19 protein-coding genes are annotated in these 22202 nt (G+C 40.1%); all 19 read left to right on the top strand.

Going from position 1 to position 22202, the window contains the following annotated elements:
* Positions 1-42: 42 nt before the first annotated feature.
* Entirely contained in the window at positions 43-1698 is a 1656-nt protein-coding gene (gene bshC, locus NSQ71_RS10915) for a bacillithiol biosynthesis cysteine-adding enzyme BshC (RefSeq protein WP_340733942.1), read from the top strand.
* A gap of 123 nt (positions 1699-1821) precedes the next feature.
* On the top strand, positions 1822-2253 hold the full coding sequence (gene mraZ, locus NSQ71_RS10910; protein ID WP_063388503.1) for a division/cell wall cluster transcriptional repressor MraZ: 432 nt from the start codon (positions 1822-1824) through the stop codon (positions 2251-2253).
* Between the two features lie 54 nt (positions 2254-2307).
* On the top strand, positions 2308-3243 hold the full coding sequence (rsmH, locus tag NSQ71_RS10905) for a 16S rRNA (cytosine(1402)-N(4))-methyltransferase RsmH (RefSeq protein ID WP_339192975.1): 936 nt from the start codon (positions 2308-2310) through the stop codon (positions 3241-3243).
* Between the two features lie 10 nt (positions 3244-3253).
* Complete coding sequence (gene ftsL, locus NSQ71_RS10900) at positions 3254-3613, top strand: cell division protein FtsL (protein ID WP_130156250.1); 360 nt, start codon at positions 3254-3256, stop codon at positions 3611-3613.
* Between the two features lie 5 nt (positions 3614-3618).
* Positions 3619-5775, top strand: a complete 2157-nt coding sequence (locus NSQ71_RS10895; RefSeq protein ID WP_339192974.1) for a penicillin-binding protein — start codon at positions 3619-3621, stop codon at positions 5773-5775.
* 141 nt (positions 5776-5916) lie between these two features.
* Positions 5917-7854, top strand: a complete 1938-nt coding sequence (locus NSQ71_RS10890) for a stage V sporulation protein D (protein WP_339192973.1) — start codon at positions 5917-5919, stop codon at positions 7852-7854.
* A gap of 109 nt (positions 7855-7963) precedes the next feature.
* Positions 7964-9442 carry a UDP-N-acetylmuramoyl-L-alanyl-D-glutamate--2,6-diaminopimelate ligase gene (locus tag NSQ71_RS10885; RefSeq protein WP_339192972.1) on the top strand — a complete coding sequence of 493 codons (1479 nt, stop codon included), beginning with the start codon at positions 7964-7966 and terminating at the stop codon, positions 9440-9442.
* A gap of 102 nt (positions 9443-9544) precedes the next feature.
* Positions 9545-10519 carry a phospho-N-acetylmuramoyl-pentapeptide-transferase gene (mraY, locus tag NSQ71_RS10880; RefSeq protein ID WP_339192971.1) on the top strand — a complete coding sequence of 325 codons (975 nt, stop codon included), beginning with the start codon at positions 9545-9547 and terminating at the stop codon, positions 10517-10519.
* Entirely contained in the window at positions 10520-11875 is a 1356-nt protein-coding gene (gene murD / locus NSQ71_RS10875) for a UDP-N-acetylmuramoyl-L-alanine--D-glutamate ligase (protein ID WP_445684690.1), read from the top strand.
* 41 nt (positions 11876-11916) lie between these two features.
* Entirely contained in the window at positions 11917-13017 is a 1101-nt protein-coding gene (gene spoVE / locus NSQ71_RS10870) for a stage V sporulation protein E (RefSeq protein WP_339192969.1), read from the top strand.
* Positions 13018-13126: 109 nt separating this feature from the next.
* Positions 13127-14233, top strand: a complete 1107-nt coding sequence (murG, locus tag NSQ71_RS10865; RefSeq protein ID WP_339192968.1) for an undecaprenyldiphospho-muramoylpentapeptide beta-N-acetylglucosaminyltransferase — start codon at positions 13127-13129, stop codon at positions 14231-14233.
* Positions 14234-14249: 16 nt separating this feature from the next.
* Positions 14250-15161 carry a UDP-N-acetylmuramate dehydrogenase gene (gene murB / locus NSQ71_RS10860; RefSeq protein WP_339192967.1) on the top strand — a complete coding sequence of 304 codons (912 nt, stop codon included), beginning with the start codon at positions 14250-14252 and terminating at the stop codon, positions 15159-15161.
* A 173-nt stretch (positions 15162-15334) separates the two neighbouring features.
* Positions 15335-16126: a cell division protein FtsQ/DivIB gene (locus NSQ71_RS10855; protein ID WP_063388493.1), complete on the top strand. Its 792-nt coding sequence runs from the start codon at positions 15335-15337 to the stop codon at positions 16124-16126.
* Positions 16113-16820, top strand: coding sequence for a DUF881 domain-containing protein (locus NSQ71_RS10850; protein WP_063388492.1), 708 nt, complete (start codon positions 16113-16115; stop codon positions 16818-16820). The genes NSQ71_RS10855 and NSQ71_RS10850 overlap by 14 nt, the downstream gene beginning before the upstream one ends.
* Positions 16821-16869: 49 nt before the next feature.
* A complete protein-coding gene (locus tag NSQ71_RS10845; protein ID WP_232515562.1) occupies positions 16870-17592 on the top strand; it encodes a DUF881 domain-containing protein in 723 nt (240 codons plus the stop codon).
* A 2-nt stretch (positions 17593-17594) separates the two neighbouring features.
* Entirely contained in the window at positions 17595-17966 is a 372-nt protein-coding gene (locus tag NSQ71_RS10840) for a small basic family protein (protein ID WP_340733941.1), read from the top strand.
* Positions 17967-18095: 129 nt separating this feature from the next.
* Entirely contained in the window at positions 18096-19382 is a 1287-nt protein-coding gene (gene ftsA / locus NSQ71_RS10835; protein ID WP_063388490.1) for a cell division protein FtsA, read from the top strand.
* Between the two features lie 41 nt (positions 19383-19423).
* Positions 19424-20557, top strand: coding sequence for a cell division protein FtsZ (ftsZ, locus tag NSQ71_RS10830; RefSeq protein ID WP_063388489.1), 1134 nt, complete (start codon positions 19424-19426; stop codon positions 20555-20557).
* 717 nt (positions 20558-21274) lie between these two features.
* The gene (gene spoIIGA, locus NSQ71_RS10825; RefSeq protein ID WP_327856266.1) at positions 21275-22201 is read left to right on the top strand and encodes a sigma-E processing peptidase SpoIIGA; all 927 of its coding nucleotides are present in this window, start codon (positions 21275-21277) and stop codon (positions 22199-22201) included.
* The last annotated feature ends 1 nt before the right edge of the window (position 22202 follow it).

Genomic DNA, 22202 nt, shown 5'->3' with positions numbered 1-22202 from the left:
TTTAAAAATATTACATGCTATACTCTTGTCGGGGTAATGATAATGAACGAAGAAAGGAAGTTAATAGATATGGAGGCGTTTGAACTCTTCCTTCCTCAATCCAATCCTTTTGTGAACAATTATATAAATCGGCGATTAGAGGTTGAAAAATATTTTGATTATGATCCATTTCAAGAAGATGTATTTCAAAAAAGATATGACGATATTTTATCAAGGACTTATAAGAGGGAGGAGCTGGCGGATGTTTTAATCCAATATCATAAGCGGCTGAACGCAACAGAACAGATAATGGAGAATATTTTAAAATTAAAAAATCCGAATAGTGTCGTCGTTGTGGGCGGTCAGCAAGCTGGACTCTTAACAGGACCTTTATATACAATACATAAAATCATTTCCATATTGGCATTGGCGAAAGAGCAAGAGAAAAAGCTGAACATACCTGTTGTTCCCGTTTTTTGGATCGCGGGGGAGGATCATGACTTTGACGAAATTAATCATCTCTATGTGACAGACAGAGGGCGTTTGAAAAAGAAAACGATCATGCAAACACAGCGAAAAAAAACAATGATATCGGAGTTATCAATTGATAAAAACGCTTGTCGCATTTGGCTGGAAGAAGTTTTTGCGGCATTTGGCGAAACGAAATATACGAAACATTTGCTTGCTTCTTTGTATCATGAGCTTGACCAATCTGCCACTTATGTTGAATTTTTTGAACGATTACTCATCTCCATGTTCGGAGATGAAGGAATTGTACTCATCAACTCTGGATCAAAAGAATTGCGGGAATTGGAAAAATCTTATTTCGAACAAATGCTCATGGCAACTGACAGCATTTATCATCAAGTCGTCAAGCAGCAGCAAATTTTAAAAGAAGAAGGATATCAATATCAAGCAATTACAATGAGAGAAAACTGCGCCAATCTGTTTTATCAAATAGAAGATGAGCGCTATTTGCTCATAGAAAAAGAGAAGAATCTGTTTTCGATCCCTGAAATCAATTGGACGTCTTCGTTGTCTGATCTTTTAGAAGAAGTCAGAATAAATCCATGGAAGTTCAGCAATAATGTAGTGACAAGACCGGTCATGCAGGAATATTTGCTTCCGACTTTGGCTTTTATCGCCGGACCAGGAGAAATTGCGTATTGGGCAGAATTAAAAGGGGTATTTCATTTATTCTCGATGAATGTGCCGCCAGTTATTCCGAGAATTCATTTGACGATTTTAGAAAGAAACATAGAGTCGGACTTGCTAGAATTGGACCTGCCGTTGGAAGAGGTTCTTACGCAGGGGGTTGAACCGTTAAAACATAGGTGGTTTAAACAAAAGGAGCCGTTTGATGTCAGCACATATGTGTCGAAAGCAAAAGTAGAGATTGAGGACATTCATCGGTCATTGCGAGAAAAAATAGAGGATTTCGACCAAAGCTTAGCGCCCGTATTGCGGAAAAACGCACAATTTATCGAACAGCAGATAGATTTTGTGGAAAGGATCGTTCAAAAAAAGATACATGCAAAATATGAAGCAGAGCTGCAAAAGTTCAGGCGTATTGAGTATTCACTGAAACCGAATAATCAATGGCAAGAAAGAGTATGGAATATTTATTACTATTTAAACAAATATGGGCCGAATTTTGTAAAAGATTTGCAGCAGTTGACATATACTTTCAATGGAAAACATAAAATTGTCAAATTATAAAACTATTTTTTGAAAAATCCTGTGTCATACAGGGTTTTTTTTTATGTCCATTAATAGTACAATAAATTTGTGGTGAAAAGTGGGGGGAAGTGGTGGAAAAGAAATGAAAGTGGGGCCAACGTGATGTTTATGGGAGAATACCAACATACGATCGATTCAAAAGGAAGATTGATCGTACCCGCAAAATTCAGGGAAGGCCTTGGCGAGAAGTTTGTTCTCACGAGAGGTCTTGATCAATGCTTGTTTGGATATCCCCTCAGCGAATGGAAAGTGATTGAAGAGAAACTGAAAGCTCTCCCATTAACAAAAAAAGATGCCCGAGCTTTTACACGATTTTTCTTTTCCGGCGCTATTGAATGTGAAATGGACAAGCAAGGACGGATTAACATTGCGGCTCCACTTCTTGCTTACGCGAAATTGGAAAAAGAATGCGTCGTCATCGGCGTTTCCAGTCGGATAGAAATTTGGAGCAAACAAAATTGGGAGCAATACGTGGCTGAACAAGAAGAATCATTTGAAGAAATTGCAGAAAACATGATTGATTTTGATATTTGATGTTCATCCTATCCATGATCAAAACTTCTTCCGTTGGAAACGAGGTGCTGGATATTGTTTGTACATAAGACAGTTTTGCTGGATGAAGCGATTGAAGGTTTACGAATAAAAGAGGACGGAATTTATGTTGATTGCACATTAGGAGGGGCAGGCCATAGCGAACAAATTGCTAAAAGGCTGACAACTGGACATTTATACGCCTTTGACCAAGATGAAGCTGCAATTGCTTTTGCGAAGGAAAAACTCAAGCCCTTCCAAGATAAAGTAACCATCATCAAAAGCAATTTTAAACATTTAAAAGAAGAGCTTTTCTCTAGGGATATTCATAAAGTAGACGGGATTTTGTTTGATTTGGGAGTATCTTCGCCTCAGCTGGACACACCGGAACGAGGCTTCAGCTATCAATATGACGCTCCTCTTGATATGAGAATGGATCAAAACCAAGAGCTTTCCGCTTTTACCATTGTCAACACCTGGCCCTATGAAAAGCTTGTAAAAATTTTTTTTCAATACGGAGAAGAAAAATTTTCAAAGCAAATTGCTCGAAAAATTGAACTTGCCCGCAAAAAAAAGACCATTCAAACAACTGGCGAGCTGACGGAAATTATAAAAGAGGCCATTCCTTCCGCCGCTAGAAGAAAAGGCGGGCATCCTGCCAAACGCATCTTTCAAGCAATTAGAATTGCCGTCAATGACGAGCTTTCCGCTTTTGAAAGCGCGGTTAGTCAGGCAATTGAACTGTTAGCTCCAGAAGGGCGGATATGTGTCATTACGTTCCATTCTTTAGAAGATCGAATTTGCAAACTGGCGTTTAGAAAAGCTGCCAGCCAAGCAGAAATTCCGCGCAACATACCGATAATTCCCAACGAAATGCTGCCAGAAATCAAAATTATAACAAAAAAACCGATCGTGCCGTCGGAAAAAGAAATTGAAGAAAATCGAAGGGCGAGATCCGCTAAACTTCGTATAGCAGAAAAGATTAAAAAATAGGAGGTTTTCTATGAGCAATTTAGCTGTCAAAATTCAAGAAAGGCGACAAGAAGAAAAGAAGCATGCAAAACAACCCCTCGTTGTTAAACGAAAAAGATCCTCCATTACATTAGGCGAGAAACTGTTATTTGTTGTTTTTTTATTTTTGATGCTGGTATGCTCCATTTGGATTATCTCAAATAGTGTGAAATTGTATCAAGCAAATATAGAAATGCAGAAAATCGAAGCTAAAATTGAAAATCAGGAAAAAATCAACAGTGATTTAAACCTTCAGGTCGATGAATTGAAAAGACCTGAAAGAATTTATAAAATTGCTAAAGACTTAGGCTTCACATTAGATCCAAGCAAAGTAAAAGGCATACAGGACTGATTGGGATGAAGAAAAGCAAAAATATGAATCGGGGAGCAGCAATATTATCCGTAATATTTGTTCTGCTCTTTTTTATCTTATTTGGGAGGTTTTTCTACATTCAAGCGACAGGAACTGTCGATGGTCAAGTGCTAGCTGTTAAGGCAAAAGAAAAATATGAAAAAAAGCGCATGCTTGAAGCCCGCCGCGGCCAAATATTGGATCAAAAAGGAAACGTGCTCGCTGAAGATACTGTTACCTATACATTAGTAGCTGTATTGGATGAAAAAATGACAACGGATCCCGACCATCCGAATCATGTTGTCGATCCTGAAGAAACGGCAGAAAAATTAGCTCCCATTCTTGGAATGAAACAGAAAGAAATAGAAGCTATTTTGAAAAAAGACAAATTTCAGGTCGAATTCGGAGAAAAAGGAAGGAACATCAGCTTTGCGAAAAAACAGCAAATTGAAAAGCTTAAATTGCCCGGCATCGGTTTTATTCGCGATACAAAACGTTTTTATCCAAACGGAAAATTTGCATCATATGTGATTGGCTACGCCAAGCAAGATGAAAAGACAGGAAAAACAACCGGGCAGCTGGGGATAGAAAAAAGCTTAGATAAATATTTGCAGGAAACAGACGGATATGTGATATATGAAAGCGACCGAAGCGGCTACAAGCTGCCGGGCAGCAAAGACAAAATTGTTACGCCGAATAACGGAGCCGACGTTTATTTAACAATTGACCAAAAAATTCAAACGTTTTTGGAAGATGCGTTAAATGAAGCTGAAAAACAATATCAGCCGACGAAAATGATCGGAATTGTCGCAGACCCAAAAACGGGGAAAATTTTAGCGATGTCTCAGCGGCCAAGCTTTGATCCAAACGAGCGTGATATTCAAAATTTTTACAATGACGCTGTTTCTTACCGTTTTGAGCCTGGTTCGACAATGAAAATTTTTACATTAGCTGCTGCGGTCAATGAAGGGGTTTATAACGGCAACGAAAAATATAAGTCCGGGATGTATAAAGTAAAAGGCGCAAGTCCTATATACGATCATAACAATGTCGGATGGGGCACCATTACGTTTGATGAAGCTGTTCAGCGGTCATCCAATGTCGGTTTCGCCATATTAGCGCATAAAAAGATTGGGCTTGAGCGGTTTTATCAATATTTAAATCGTTTTGGGTTTTTAGAGAAAACGGGTATTGATTTGCCGAACGAAGAGAACAGCAAGTTGAACTATAAATGGGAGAGAGATAAAATTTCGACTGCATTTGGACAAGCGTCAGCTTTCACACCAATCCAGCTCGTACAAGCTGCAACAGCTATTGCCAACGATGGGAAGATGATGAAGCCTTATGTCATCGATAAAATTGTAGACCCTGACACAAATCGAGTGCTAAAGAAGACGGAACCATCGGTAGAAGGCGAACCAATCACAAAAGAAACTGCTGCGAAAACGCTTGACATTTTAGAAACTGTTGTGACATCTGAACATGGAACAGGGAAACCTTTTCAAATACCGGGGTATCACATCGCCGGGAAGACTGGGACAGCTCAAATAGCCGGAGAAGGAGGGCGTTATTTAACGGGCCGGGAAAATTATGTATTTTCCTTTTTAGGGATGGCTCCAAAAGAAAATCCAGAGCTCATTGTTTACATTGCTGTTCAGCAGCCGAAGTTGAAGCCGACAGAAACAGGTGCAGCTCCTGTTTCCATGATTTTTAAATCAGTGATGAAAAATAGTCTTGAATATTTAAAAATTGAACCGACGACTGCTGCTGCGAAGGAAGAAAAAAATGTTAAAAATGAAAAAGAAGTCGGAGTTTTACTGCCTGAATATAAAGGCCAGCCGGTTCAACAAGCCGTTCAACAGCTCGAAAAACAGCAAATTCAACCAATCGTACTAGGCGGCGGGGGCACAGTCACCTCCCAATATCCAAGCTCGACCTCACAGGTGATCGATAGAGAAAAAGTTTTTCTTTTAACAGATGGTACTGTGAAAATGCCGAACATTACTGGATGGTCTTTGCGAGATGTGATGAAGCTGTGTTCCATCATGGATCTTGAGCTGAAATATGAAGGAAGCGGATATGTTAACGCACAAAATATTAAACCAGGCACTGAAATTCGAAAAGGAGATCAATTGATTATTAAGCTGAAAAAACCTAAGTAGAGGAACACCCGCTTTTGAAAAAAAAAGATCTGCGAGCTTTTCGGCAAGCGGGCGCCTGCTTCCGCTTGAAGCTTGTTCTATATTAAATGGACGAGGCATATATTTTGATAGCGAACCTACATGAGGGGAGTTATCAGATATATGCGCGTTTCAAATGTAACAGTCAGAAAACGGCTCGTTTTCGTCCTATTGGCAGGTTTTTTAATTTTTGCCGTGATTGAAGTAAGACTAGGATATGTACAATTTGTGTTAGGAGGGCAATTAACCTCTCTTGCCAAAGATTTATGGAGCCGAAATATCCCTTTTGAACCAAAGCGGGGAGAAATCGTGGACAGGAATGGGGAGAAGCTTGCGACAAATGTCAGTGCTCCGAGCGTTTTTATCATTCCCCGGCAGGTCGAAAATCCAGCAGAAACGGCACAAAAGCTTGCTTCTGTCTTAAATATGCCGACGGAAAAAGCTTATCAATATGTAACGAAAAAAGAAATGATTGTCCGTGTTCATCCAGAAGGACGGAAAATATCTGACGAAAAAGCGCAAGAAATACGCAGTTTAAATTTAAAAGGCGTTTACATTGCGGAGGATTCCAAAAGGTATTATCCGTATAAAAGACTTTTAGCGCACGTTTTAGGCTTTACAGGGATCGACAACCAAGGGCTAAGCGGGCTTGAATTATATTATGATCGGCAATTGAAAGGGCAAAAAGGATATGTTAAATTTTATTCTGATGCCAAAGGAAAAAGAATGCCAAATGAAGTGGAGGAATATATGCCTCCTGTGGACGGCTTGAATTTAAAGCTGACGATTGATGCAAAAATTCAATCGATCATTGAAAGGGAATTGGACATTGCCGAATTGAAATACAATCCGGACGGAATGATTGCCATTGCTATGAATCCGAACAACGGGGAAATTTTAGGCATGGCATCAAGACCGACATTTGATCCGACAAAATATCAACATGTCGATCCGAAAGTATATAACCGAAATTTGCCGATCTGGAGCACGTATGAACCTGGATCGACATTTAAAATTATCACGTTAGCTGCCGCTCTTGAAGAAAATAAAGTTGATCTTTATAGAGAGCATTTTCACGACCCAGGTTATGTAAAAGTTGCCGGTGCGACATTAAGATGTTGGAAAAAAGGCGGCCACGGAGATCAAACGTTTCTTGAAGTTGTTCAAAATTCATGCAACCCGGGATTTGTTGAACTTGGACAAAGGCTGGGAACATCGACTTTGTTTGAATATATTAAAAAATTTGGCTTCGGTGAAAAAACGGGGATTGATTTATCGGGTGAAGGAAGCGGCATCCTGTTTCGTCAAAGTCAAGTTGGACCTGTTGAGCTTGCAACCACAGCGTTCGGCCAAGGGGTCTCTGTAACGCCGATCCAGCAAGTGGCCGCTGTTTCAGCCGCAATCAACGGCGGTATTTTATATACGCCGAATATCGCAAAAGAATGGATCGACCCGGATACAGGAGATGTTGTATCAAGAAAGACTCCTGAGGCAAAAAGACGCGTTATTTCCGAGGAAACATCCAAACAAATTCGTGCTGCTCTTGAAAGTGTCGTTGCAAAAGGAACTGGAAGAGGAGCGTTTGTTGAGGGGTACCGGGTCGGAGGAAAAACGGGGACTGCGCAAAAAGCTGCACCCGGCGGAGGATATTTGACAAACAATCATATTGTATCGTTTATTGGATTTGCACCTGCAGACAACCCTCATATAGTTGTTTATGTCGCAGTTGACAATCCGAAGGGAACGGTGCAATTTGGCGGTGTTGTCGCCGCACCCATTGTAGGAACAGTCATAAAAGACAGTCTCCGAGAGCTCGGTGTGAAGCCTAGAACGAAGCAAATGGAAAAAAAGGAAACTTGGCTGGATGAAAAGTTCGTTACAGTGCCGGACGTTTTAGGACTCTCAAAACAGGAGCTGGCCCAGCAGCTTATAAATTTAAAACTTGATGTAAACGGCGACGGCAAGGTAGTCGTTGAACAATCGCCAAAAGCAGGCGTAAAGGTAAAAGAAGGATCTACTGTACGAATTTTATTAGGGGACGAGGCGGCAACAGACGAATAATTTTCTAAAAAAGGGCTTTTTGAAACAACTGCTTTTGAAAAGCCCTTGTCGCACATTTTAAGCTAAGATAAAATAATGGAGAATGTTTTTTTGAGAAAGGATTATCGTTATGAAATTAGATGCAATTCTCACCGCTCTACAACATTATAAACGGTATGGGAATGGAAATCCTGAGATTACTTCATTGGAAATGGATTCGCGCGCTGTGAAGGAAGGCAGCTTATTTATTTGCATCAAAGGCTTTACGGTAGACGGTCATGAGTTTGCTTTAGAAGCAGTAAAAAAAGGCGCAGCCGCTCTGTTATCAGAAAAACCGCTAAACCATCTGCCGGATAATATCCCGGTAATTGTCGTAAAGGACACGAAACGGGCAATGGCTGTTCTGGCTGATTATTTTTATGACCAGCCAACACATAAGCTTCACCTCATCGGTGTTACGGGCACGAACGGAAAAACGACTACGACCCATCTAATTGATCATATTTTTCGCAATGCCGGCTATAAAACCGGTTTAATCGGAACAATGTATACAAAAATAAATGATCAACAATACGAAGTAAAAAATACAACGCCTGACAGCTTAACCCTGCAAAAAACATTTAAAAAGATGATCGAGGAGAACGTGACCCACGCCAGTATGGAGGTTTCCTCACATGCGCTCCATATGGGACGAGTCCACGGCTGTGATTTTGATGTTGCGGTATTTACGAATCTCACCCAAGACCATTTAGACTATCACCAAACAATGGAAGAATATCGAAATGCAAAAGGATTATTGTTTGCTCAGCTCGGAAATAAATACGACCATGAACATCCAAAATTTTCTATTTTAAATGGTGATGATCCAGCCTCTGACTATTACAGACATATGACTTCTTCCCATATCGTTACATATGGAATTGAAAACGAATGTGAGATTATGGCGAAAGATTTGAAAATGAATGCAAGCGGGACTTCTTTTCTCCTCGTTACTCCTGAAGGTACATTTCCTGTACAAATGAAATTAGTCGGGAAATTCAGCGTTTATAATGTTCTTGCTGCTATTGCGGCCTCTTTAGTTTCAGGTGTTGAGATCGAAAAGATCATCGAAGCGGTCGAATCGATGGAAGGTGTGCGCGGCCGATTTGAGTTAGTAGATTGCGGACAAAATTTTTCCGTCATTATTGACTATGCTCACACACCAGACAGCTTGGACAATTTATTGAAAACGGTGAAGGAGTTTGCCAAAAAGAGAGTCATTTTAGTCGTTGGCTGCGGAGGAGACCGCGATCGAACGAAGCGTCCGCTTATGGCGAAAATTGCTGTTCAGTGGGCGGACATTCCAATTTTTACTTCCGACAACCCTAGAAATGAAGATCCGCATCAAATATTAAAAGATATGACAGCTGGTGTCGACGGGGAACCTTTTCATTCAATTGTCGATCGAGAGGAAGCCATCCAATTTGCAATCAGCAATGCAGAAGAAGGAGATGTCGTCGTCATTGCAGGAAAAGGCCATGAAACATACCAACAAATCGGGGACAAAAAATTTGACTTCGATGATCGAAAAGTGGCTATTCGCGCTATTCAATTGAAAGAGAATAAATAATCAAGCAGGAAGAGGATTTGTTATGAAATTGGAATGGTTTAACATCAATAATCATATGGATATAAAGGCAAATGTTGGTTTTGGTGGGAGGAGGAAGTATCAATGCTAGAACAAGTCGTGCTTTTTACCATCTTAATGGGCTTTTTAATCAGTGTATTACTTTCTCCCATTTTTATTCCATTTTTAAGAAGGCTGAAATTTGGCCAAAGTATTCGGGATGAAGGACCAAAATCCCACCAAAAAAAATCCGGAACTCCGACGATGGGCGGAGTCATGATTATTTTATCCATCATCATCACCACTATTGTCATGACCAATAAATTTTCGGAACCGGGGATCGAAACGTTTTTGCTGTTGTTTGTAACGATCGGTTACGGACTCCTCGGATTTTTAGACGATATGATTAAAGTGGTGTTAAAAAGAAATCTCGGGCTGACTTCAAAACAAAAATTAATCGGTCAAATCATTGTTGCGGTTATTTTTTATTTTGTTTTAAATCAATTTGAGTTCTCTACAGAAATTCGATTGCCGGGGACGGAACTTTCTTTTGATCTTGGCTGGCTCTACCCCGTTCTTATTTTGTTTATGCTTGTAGGCGGCTCAAATGCCGTCAATTTGACCGACGGTCTCGATGGATTGTTGTCCGGCTGCGCTGCAATTGCTTTCGGAGCATTTGCTGTATTGGCATGGAACAATAGTCAATATGATATCGCCATCTTTAGTGTTGCAGTGGTCGGTTCCGTATTAGGCTTTTTAGTGTTCAACGCTCACCCTGCAAAAGTGTTCATGGGAGATACTGGCTCATTGGCTTTAGGAGGAGCGATTGTCGCTGTAGCCATTTTGACAAAATTAGAAATTTTGCTTATAGTGATTGGCGGCGTGTTTGTTATTGAAACATTATCAGTCATTATTCAAGTAATTTCCTTTAAAATGACTGGAAAAAGAGTGTTTAAAATGAGCCCGCTCCATCATCACTATGAATTAAACGGATGGTCGGAATGGAAAGTCGTCGTGACATTCTGGGCGATGGGTTTGCTTTTTGCAATACTAGGAATTATCATCGAGGTGTGGTTATAATTGAAAAATGTACAAATGTATGTCGATCAAAACGTTCTCGTATTAGGTTTGGCGAAAAGCGGCTTGAGAGCCGCTAAATTATTGCATAAACTAGGTGCTCGTGTTACCGTAAACGACATGAAACCATACGAAGCAAATGATGATGTAAAAGAACTTGAAAGTTTAGGGATCAAACTTATTTTAGGAGAACATCCGGAACAATTGCTCGAGGAGCATAATATTGATATTGTTGTAAAAAATCCAGGCATTCCATACACAAACCCAATCGTACAAAAAGCAGCGAGCCAAAATATTCCCGTTATAACCGAAGTCGAGCTTGCGTATCAAATTTCTGAAGCGGAAATTATTGCGATAACTGGATCGAATGGAAAAACGACGACGACAACTTTAATATACGAAATGCTGAAGGCAGATGGAAAACAGCCGCTGCTGGCAGGAAATATCGGAAATGTAGCCTGTGAAGTTGTGCAGGAAGCGACAAAGGAACATATTGTAGTTATGGAGGTATCCTCGTTTCAGCTTTTAGGGACCATTCATTTTAAACCTTCAGTCGCAGTCTTGTTAAATATTTTTGATGCCCATCTAGACTATCATGGAACTCGCGAAAACTACATGCAAGCGAAAGGGAAAATTTTTTCAAACCAAGATGACCAATCGGTTGCGGTTATCAATTCGGATGATCAAGATGTTGTGCGTCTGTCTGAACTGTCAAACGGAAAGAAAATTTATTTTTCAACCAATAAGGAAGTATCAAATGGTGCTTATATCCAAAATGAATCCATTTGGTATGATGGTGAAAAAATTATTGATATAAAAGATATCGCTCTTGTCGGCAAGCATAACTTAGAAAATATTTTGGCCGCTATTTGTGCAGTAAAGGCGAAAAATGTTGGAAACAAAGCGATTCAAAAGGTGCTGGCATCGTTTTCAGGTGTAAAGCATCGCCTGCAATATGTCGGCGAAGTTTCAGGAAGAAAATTTTATAACGATTCGAAAGCCACGAATATTTTGGCAACAACAAAAGCGCTGGAAGCTTTTTCATCCCCTGTTGTATTGTTGGCCGGAGGGCTTGACCGGGGGAATGAGTTTGATGAATTAATCCCGTATCTCAAACATGTGAAAGCAGTCATCACCTTTGGACAAACTGCCCCAAAAATAAAGAAGGCTGCAAAGAAGGCTGGAATAGAACTGATAGAACATGTCGATAATGTGGAACAAGCAGTCTTTGCGGCGTTTCGCATATCGGACATAGGTGATGTCATTTTGCTCTCTCCGGCCTGTGCTAGCTGGGATCAATATAAAACATTCGAAGAGAGAGGAGACATTTTCATAAACGCCGTGCATAAGCTAAAATAAGGGCTCGTACCCTTAAGCTTAAAAAAGATGGGGTGTTCGGCGTGTCGACAAAAAGCAAATCTCCAGATTTCGTTTTAATTTTGATCACTATTTTGCTGCTTTCGATCGGGTTAATCATGGTATATAGCGCAAGCGCCATATGGGCAACGTATAAATTTGACGATGCATTCTTTTTTGCAAAGCGGCAGCTGCTGTTTGCCGCCTTGGGCATTGTTGCCATGTTCTTTTTTATGAATATAGACTATTGGACATGGAGAACGTGGGCAAAGGTGCTTTTAATCGTATGCTTCGTTTTGCTGATTGCCGTGTTGATTCCTGGAATTGGCGTTGTACGAAATGGCTCCAGAAGCTGGATCGGTGTCGGGGCATTTTCCATTCAGCCTTCTGAGTTTATGAAGCTAGCGATGATCGCCTTTCTGGCTAAATTTTTGTCCGAAAATCAAAAATTTGTAACAACCATTAAAAAAGGGCTTTTCCCGTCCTTAGGATTAGTCTTTTTAGCATTTGGGATCATTATGCTTCAGCCGGATTTAGGAACAGCAACGGTGATGATGGGAGCATGTGTCGTCATGATCTTTGCAGCAGGAGCGAAAATTAGCCATTTTATCGGACTGGGATTGATAGGTGCACTCGGTTTTACCGCTCTTGTGTTATCAGCTCCTTATCGTATGAAAAGGATCACTTCGTTCCTCAATCCATGGGAGGATCCGCTTGGGAGCGGGTTTCAAATTATTCAATCGCTTTATGCAATTGGCCCTGGAGGCCTTTTCGGATTAGGATTGGGTCAAAGCAGACAAAAGTTTTTTTATTTGCCCGAGCCACAAACAGATTTTATTTTTGCGATCGTTGCGGAAGAATTGGGGTTTATAGGCGGTTCTCTTGTGCTTTTATTATTCTCTCTTTTGCTTTGGCGGGGAATTTTAATCGCGTTGAACGCGCCTGATTTATTCGGCAGCTTGCTAGCTGTCGGCATTGTTGCAATGGTTGCGATTCAAGTGATGATCAATATCGGGGTTGTCACAGGATTAATGCCTGTAACGGGCATCACCCTTCCGTTTTTAAGCTATGGAGGATCGTCACTGACGTTAATGCTGATGGCAATCGGGGTGCTTTTAAATATTAGCCGATATGCAAAATATTAAGCTTTCCAATCCGGATAAATATGGAAAAAAAGGGGCTTTTCGGCTTGTTTGCTCAGCCTCTTTTAACTGTTTTATAAAAAGTTTCTAACATTTCAGGGGGGCTTTTTGAATGAACATTGTCGTAAGTGGAGGAGGAACCGGCGGTCATATTTATCCTGCGCTTGCTTTCATAAAAGAAGTGAAAAAATATGACCCTCATGCCAATTTTTTATATATTGGGACGGAAAATGGACTGGAAAAAGAGATTGTGGCACGGGAAGGGATCCCGTTTAAAGCGATTAAAATTAGCGGTTTTAAACGAAAGCTGTCGTTTGATAATGTTAAAACAGTTTATCGATTTTTCAACAGCTTCGCCATCTGCAAAAAGCTGCTAAAAGAGTTTCAGGCGGATGTTGTAATTGGGACTGGAGGATATGTTTCGGGACCAGTCGTTTATGCGGCCAACAGACTCGGAATACCGACAATCATCCACGAACAAAACAGCGTGCCTGGTTTGACTAATAAATTTTTAGCAAAATATGTTGATAAAGTCGCCATTTCTTTTGAAAGCTCCAAAAAATTTTTTCCGGAAGAAAAAGTTGTTCTAACAGGAAATCCTCGCGCGCAGGAAGTGATTGGCGGCGATCGGGCAAAAGGTAAATCATCTTTAAATTTAACAGAGAATGTAAAATCCGTGCTCATCTTTGGAGGAAGCCGCGGGGCAAGACCGATTAATGAATCTGTCCTCAGCATCCTTGACGAATTATCGAAAAAGCCGTATCAAATTGTTTATGTCACCGGTGAGGTTCATTACAAGCAAATAATGGAACAAATAGGTGATTGCGGCCGGCTGAAAAATATTATTATCAAACCGTTTATCCACCAAATGCCGGATGTGCTGGCAGCAGTTGATTTAATCGTATCAAGAGCAGGTGCTACGACTTTAGCGGAAATAACAGCGCTTGGTCTTCCAAGCATATTAATTCCAAGCCCGTATGTTACAGCCAATCATCAAGAAGCAAATGCCCGAACACTCAGTGAAAGAAACGCTGCCGTTTTATTGCTTGAACAAAATTTAACAGGGCATCGTTTGTTAACGTTGATCGATCAAATTTTACTGAATCCGGAAACGTTGAAGAGCATGAGCGAAGCTTCTTTTGAACTGGGAGTTCGTGATGCAGCCAAAAGGCTTTATCAAGTCATGAACGAACTTGCCGCTGCTAATAACAAGATTTGAAAATGGGGGGATACATGTGAAGCAGCTGTTGGAAGAGTTAATTCGAGCTGATATAGGAAAAGTGCTTGAGAATGAGCCGTTAAAAAAACATACAACGATGAAAGTCGGCGGACCGGCAGATGTGTTTGTCGAGCCAAAAAGCATTGAAGGCTTAATGAAAACAATGGAAATCATCAAAAAGCATCATGCAGATTGGCGCGTAATAGGGAGAGGATCCAATTTACTTGTTTTAGATGAAGGAATTGCCGGGGTCGTAATTAAATTAGGGAACGGCATCAGCCATTTAACCATTCAAGATGAGGAGATCACAGTGGGGGGAGGCTATTCATTAGTCAGCCTGTCAACATTGATCAGCCGAAAAGGATTGTCTGGTTTAGAATTTGCCAGCGGCATTCCCGGATCTGTAGGCGGTGCGGTCTATATGAATGCGGGTGCGCACGGCTCGGATATTTCAAATGTTCTCAAAAAGGCGCATATTTTGTTTGCAGATGGGACATTAGAATGGCTTTCCAATGAAGAAATGGAATTTTCATACCGCAGCTCCATCTTGCAAAAAAAGCGCCCGGGAATATGTTTAGAAGCGGTATTTCAATTAAAAAAAGGAGATAGAGACAGCATCGTATCGACGATGCAAAAAAATAAAGAATATCGCCGTGAAACACAACCTTGGAACCACCCTTGCGCAGGAAGCATTTTCCGAAACCCCCTTCCTCATTATGCTGGTCAGCTCATTGAAAAAGCCGGCTTAAAAGGCTACAAAATCGGAGGCGCAAAAATATCAGAGATGCACGGGAATTTTATTGTCAATGAAGACAATGCAACAGCTTCAGATGTTCTGGCCCTCATCGATTTTGTAAAAAATACGATTTACGAGCAATTCCAAATCAAAATGGAAACGGAAGTTGAAATTGTTGGAAGGAATAAATAGGAAAAAATCTTTCTCCCTTTCAGCTTGTACATTGTGTTATAATATTTCAACAAGATTTTTTTAAAACGGCATACTATTGCCGTTTTTTCACCTTTAAACATTTTTTGCTCCTTTTGGACAAGCTTATATATTAAACCTGGATTCAATGAATCTAGGATGGGGTGAACATAGACTTGGAAAAAGAAAAAATCGTTTCAATCGAGGATCGGATACCGAAGCTCAAGCAGCAGCGCAAACAAAAGGCAAATAGGAGATTTATACTATTTATTCTCACCTTCTCCTTGCTTATTTTATTAATTATTTATTTAGAAACGCCGTTAAGCAAAGTGAAAAACGTAGAAGTGAGCGGAAATGTCAATGTTCCCAGCGATGAAATCATTTCGCTTTCCGGTATCGATCAACAGACGAATTTTTGGAGTGTTAATAAAGAAAAAACGATCAAAGCCTTGAAAAAACATAAAGAAGTGAAAGGTGCGAACATAGTCAAAATTTTCCCTCACACCATTCGGATTGAAATTGAAGAAATGAAACGAGTAGCCTACGTGTCCAATGGATCATCCTTTTACCCGGTTTTGGAAAACGGGGAAACTTTAGATGGACAAAAAAGCGTAAAAGTGCCTGATGCTCCGATCTTATTCGGTTTTGACGATGCTGAATTTGCTCATCTCATGACTGAACAATTGACAAACCTTCCGCATTCCATTTCCAATTCCATTTCTGAGGTTCACTATACGCCGGAAAAAATGGATCCGTACATAATTACATTATTTATGAACAACGGCTATGAAGTGAGAGCTTCTATGAAAACTTTTGCTGAAAAAATGCGTTCATATCCAATGATTGTAAAAGAACTCAACCCGAAAGTAAAAGGGATTATCCACTTAGAAGTCGGTTCTTATTTTGAGCCTTACAGCAAGAAAGGATCACAGAAGAATAAAGGGGACAAAGCCGATGAGGAAAGCTAATGCCAGCCATGTCATGTTATTTTTTATTATGCTCGTCGTCGGTTTCTTAATTTCATATTCTTTTCAATGGACAAAAGAAAGAAAAGATTTGAATGTATCACCAGAACAGTGGGAAAAAGAATATGAAACAAGAAAGCTGCTGATCAATCAAGAAGAAACAAACCGGAAGCTCCAGGAGGAGCTTTTTCAAAAACAAAAAAAAGTTACAGAAATTGAAGAGCAATTGAAAAAAGAGAAAGAGCTTTATTATAACTTAGTTGAAGATGTTGAAAAATTGAGGATGTTTGTAGGAGAGGTAGGGGTTGTCGGCGAAGGGATTGAAGTGACGCTCGAAGACTCTTCTTATGTTCCAGAAGGGGAAAATGTGAACAATTATATTGTTCATGAAAGCCACATCTTTAAAGTTGTGAATGAATTGCTCATTTCAGGTGCGACCGCTGTAGCGATCAACGGACAAAGAATATTCCATCATTCTTATATCATCTGTAACGGCCCCGTCGTAACGGTAGATGGAAACCAATTTCCCGCTCCATTTGTTATTTCTGCCATCGGAGATGCTGAGGTATTGACGCAGGCGCTAAACATTGCAGGAGGCGTTTTGGATCAGCTTGCCTATGAAAATATTGTTGTAAAGGTGGAAAAGAAAAAAGAAATTAAAATGGGGCCCTATTTGTCAAATGAACTGGATGATTAGCGGAAACCCTAGCTAACCTAGCTCTAGAAAAAAGAAAGGTGATGGACGATTGATTAAACCAAAATGGAAATTTGCCTTTACATTTTCCATCATTACAACAATTTTTGGGTTTATGCTTGGCGTGCAATATCGATCCATAGAAGAACCGGACGAGCGTGATACGAGGGATATGTGGGAGCTCCGTGAAGATTTAAAAAGAGAACAAAAGCTTCAAGTGGAATTGTTAGAAGAAATCCGCAAATATGACCAAATGCAAAGGGAAATGGAAAAAAACGAAAGTCCTGAAAAAGCGTTGAAAGATACTTTAGAAGAGCTGAAGGCGAAAGCGGGTTTAACCGAAGTAAAAGGTGAGGGTGTCGTTCTCACAGTTGAGCCTTTGTTTGACAGCAACCTGCTCGGAAAACCTATTCAGCCGATTTCGCCAGAGCTTTTAAAGCGTCTGATCAATGAAGTGAACTCTTATGAAGCAAAAGAAATTTCAATAAACGGATACAGAGTTGTCAACACAACCGTTATCCGCGATATTAACGGAATAACGAAAATTGACGGAAACAGTCTGAACACTTACCCGATTGAAATCAAAATTTTATCAAACGACGCTGAAAAACTTTACAGTAAAATAAATGGATCTGCATTGAAAGACGATTTTGCGATTGATAATTTGAAATTGACCGTATCTGCACCGCAGAAACAGCTAATTATACCGCCTTATGAAAAATCGATCCGCATTCAAAATATGGCGCCTCTTAAAGATGAAAAGGAAGGGAATTAGTTATGTGGCTCCCGGTTATCGGAATTCTTTTAGGTATCGTCTTAGGTCTGTACAGCAACATTCAAATTCCAGATGAATATTCCAACTATTTATCAATAGCCATACTTGCTGCGCTTGATACTCTGTTCGGGGGATTCCGGGCATACTTGCAAAACTCTTATGATGAGCTTGTGTTTGTTTCCGGATTCTTTTTTAATATACTTTTAGCTGCAAGTTTAGCTTTTCTCGGCGTTCATCTTGGTGTAGACTTGTATTTAGTAGCAATGTTTGCTTTTGGAGTTCGGCTTTTCCAAAATATAGCGGTTATTCGCAGAATTTTAATCGCAAAATGGAACAGCGGCAGAAATACGCACAAAAAAAAATCCAACTTTTAAAAGGGAAAATAGATCAAGTGTTGAATTTACACATATACAAATTGAAACAAATATGTAACGTTCGTTTCATTGTATTGTTCTATTGGACGTAATAGAATAGTAGTATTGGATAAGGAGGTGCCAAAAGCATTGAACAGCAATGAAATATTTGTCAGTCTTGACATCGGTACATCCAATGTAAAAGTAATCATTGGCGAAATGATGGATGAATCGTTAAACGTTATTGGTGTTGGTAATGTGAAATCAAAAGGCTTAAAAAAAGGATCAATTGTTGATATAGATGAAACCGTTCATTCTATTAAAAAGGCTGTGGAACAAGCGGAAAGAATGATCGGCATGCCCCTCCATAAAGTTGTTGTCGGTGTGAGCGGCTCTCATGTAAAACTTCAAGATTGTCAAGGAGTAGTGGCAGTTTCAAGTGAAAACCGAGAAATTCAAAATGAAGATGTAAGGCGTGTCATTGAAGCTGCACAAGTTTTATCCATTCCCCCAGATCGGGAAATTATAGATTGCATTCCAAAGCAGTTTATTGTAGACGGTCTTGACGGGATACATGATCCAAGGGGAATGTTGGGAGTAAGGCTGGAAATGGAAGGGCTGCTCATCACCGGATCAAAAACTATTCTACATAATTTACTGCGCTGCGTTGAACGTGCAGGCCTTGAAATTACGGATATTGCACTTCAGCCTCTCGCATGTGGTTCAGTTGCTTTATCCAAAGACGAAAAAAATTTAGGCGTAGCTCTTATCGATATTGGCGGGGGATCCACTACCATTGCAGTTTTTGAAAACGGAGAGTTAAAAACAACTTCCGTTCTACCGGTTGGGGGAGAACACATTACCAACGATTTATCAATTGGTCTTAGAACTTCCACAGAAAATGCTGAAAAAATTAAAATTAAACATGGACATGCCTTTTATGATCATGCATCTGAAGACGAGGTGTTTGATGTTCCGATTATAGGCAGCGATAAAATGCAAAAATTCAATCAGCTTCAAATAGCTGATATTATTGAGGCTAGAATGGAGGAAATTTTTCTGCTTGTAGCTCAAGAAATTGCAAAACTGGGCTTCAGGGAATTGCCCGGAGGTTTCGTGTTAACTGGCGGAAGTGCAAACATTCCTGGTGTGCTTGAACTTGCTCAAACTGTACTCGCCCACAATGTTCGGATTGCTAGCCCCGACTACATAGGTGTTAGAAATCCTCAATACATGACAGGTGTCGGTCTCATCCAGTTTGCCTACAAAAATGCAAAAATTCAAGGGAGACGGATTGGATCGAAGGTGGAGGTGGAACAGATTAAGCAAACTGTTCCGAGTGAAGCGAATGAAGTGACTTTAAAGCAAAAAACGAAGCGTCAAAATGAAGAAAAAATGAGCAGAGTGAAGAAATTTTTTGGGTACTTTTTCGAATAAATTTCGTCAATAGAGCATTGATGGATTAGGGAGGATTTTGCATGTTGGAGTTCGATACGAATATTGACGGCTTTGCAACAATTAAAGTTATAGGAGTAGGAGGCGGCGGAAATAATGCCGTCAACCGGATGATTGAACATGGTGTGCAAGGTGTAGAGTTCATTGCTGTCAACACTGATGCACAAGCATTAAACCTTTCAAAAGCAGAAACAAAAATGCAAATTGGCGCAAAATTGACAAGGGGCCTTGGTGCAGGAGCAAATCCAGAGGTCGGAAAAAAAGCTGCTGAAGAAAACAAGGAACAAATTGAAGAAGCTGTAAAAGGTGCAGACATGGTGTTTGTAACGGCTGGAATGGGAGGAGGCACCGGAACTGGTGCAGCACCTGTCATTGCGCAAATTGCCAAAGATTTAGGAGCACTGACGGTCGGCGTTGTCACGAGGCCGTTCACGTTTGAAGGAAGAAAACGCGCTATGCAGGCGGCTGGTGGAATTGCAGCCATGAAAGAAGCCGTTGACACTCTTATTGTGATTCCGAATGACAGACTTCTTGAAATTGTTGATAAAAATACGCCGATGCTTGAAGCTTTCCGTGAAGCGGATAACGTTCTTCGTCAAGGAGTGCAAGGTATTTCTGATTTAATTGCTGTGCCGGGACTCATCAATCTAGACTTTGCGGACGTGAAAACGATTATGTCGAACAAAGGTTCTGCATTGATGGGAATCGGAGTAGCAACGGGAGAGAACAGAGCGGCTGAAGCTGCCAAAAAAGCAATCTCAAGTCCGCTTCTTGAAACTTCAATTGACGGGGCGCAAGGAGTATTGATGAACATTACCGGCGGAACAAATTTAAGCCTATATGAGGTTCAAGAAGCTGCCGATATTGTTGCATCAGCCTCGGACCAAGATGTCAACATGATCTTTGGATCTGTTATTAATGAAGATTTGAAGGATGAAATTGTTGTAACAGTGATTGCAACTGGATTTAGAGAAACTGAAATAAATCCTAGCAAGCAAGAAGCGAGACCATTTGCTCCTAATAAGAAGCCAAATGTTGCAACTAAGCGTGAAGTGAAAAAGGAAGAGCCGACTCACGACATTACGAGCCGTGCATTGCAGCAGGCAGAAGATACGCTTGACATCCCGACATTTTTAAGAAACAGAAAGCGCCGCTAATAAAAGCATGGGTGACTATAGACGTCATCCATGCTTTTTTCTTAAAGCTCGTCAAGCGGGCAAAATGGAAGGTTTTTAATATTTGCATGCGTGAAAAAGTTTAAATATTGGACTGGAACATAAATATTTGCAGGATTCAGAGATTCCTATTAGGCATGATTTGTTCAAAAATCGCATTACGGCGGAAAGAATCAAAACATTATGTAAAAATAGATAAACAGATTTGCACGCGTTCCCGAAAATAGCAAAACGAATGAATCAAAACTTTATGAAAAAATACGACATGCCATTTAAAAAATTGCGGATCCTTGCTGAAAATTTAATGCCATGTATATGGTAAGTTCTAATATTTTTTGTGGAATGTAAATTGCAGATATATACGCGAAAGGACCTGGCTTTTTAGCCAGGCTTTTTCCTCGTTCTGAAAAAGTATAAACATTTACGCAGCTTTTTTAAGAAAAGATCTCCTGTAATTTCCCCATCGTCGCTTAACGAAAGTGTTTACAACTTCAGCAATTTAGCTTTCTTCCTCTAAAAGGCTTGTACCGTTTTTTTCTTTAACCATTTTTCCATTCGACGAAAACATTAGGAATCCGTCAAAAATTGTATGCTGTACTCGCCACTATTTGACACAATTTGGAATGAATAGCGTTTATACTACCTATTAATAGCAAGTCAGAAGCCTAGAAAATTGAATGGTGGGAGAGGAAGAGGCGGTTGACCATTTATTTGGATGCTATTTGGCTGATGAATTTTTGCTTTGATATCATGCTCCTTTTTCTTACAGCAATCATCTTAAAGAGAAACATTGTATGGAAAAAAATAATGATTGCTTCACTCATCGGCTCCGCTATTGTGATATTGCTTTTTTCGCCTTTCGCACAGCTGGCGAGCCGTCCGGAATCAAAACTAATCCTCTCATGTGTGATGGTTCTTTATGCTTTTGGCTTTAAGAAGTTTCGCTACTTTATAGAAAATTTATTGACTTTCTATTTTGTCACTTTTGCAGTTGGGGGAGGTATGCTTGGCACTTATTATTTTTTTCAAGTAGGCTTTTCATTTCAAAATAACATGATTTTAACAAATGGAAATGGCTTCGGAAATCCTGTCAGCTGGTTATTTATCGTGGTCGGCTTTCCGATTATTTGGTATTTTTCCCGCTTGCGGCTTGAACAGGTTGAAGCAAAAAAAATCCACTATGATCAAATTGTCGATGTTTCGATCACGATGATGGAGAAAAAAGTAATAGTAAAAGGATTGATTGACAGCGGCAACCAATTGTATGATCCCATCACTAAGAAGCCAGTCATGATTGCCGAAGCGGAAAAATTAATGACCGTGTTTCCTGAAAGTATGCACCAAGTCATTTCTAATCGAAATCCTATGGAGGCTGTGACAGCGATAGAACAGAAAGAATGGATCGGCAGGCTGAAAATTATTCCGTACCGGTCAGTTGGCCAGGATCTTCAGTTATTATTAGCTGTAATAGCAGACGAAGTGGTGATTCATACAAAAGAAGAATCATTAATGCTGTCCCGCCCGCTTATTGGACTAAATCATTCGCGGCTTTCAAGCGAAGACGATTATCAATGCATTATTCATCCAAAAATGATCCAGACGGGTAAACAAAAAGATGCTTCTTAGC

This window comes from Aeribacillus sp. FSL M8-0235 (assembly GCF_038000355.1).
Classification (GTDB): Bacteria; Bacillota; Bacilli; order Bacillales; family Aeribacillaceae; genus Aeribacillus; species Aeribacillus composti.
This window is presented reverse-complemented; position numbering and strand designations above follow the sequence as displayed.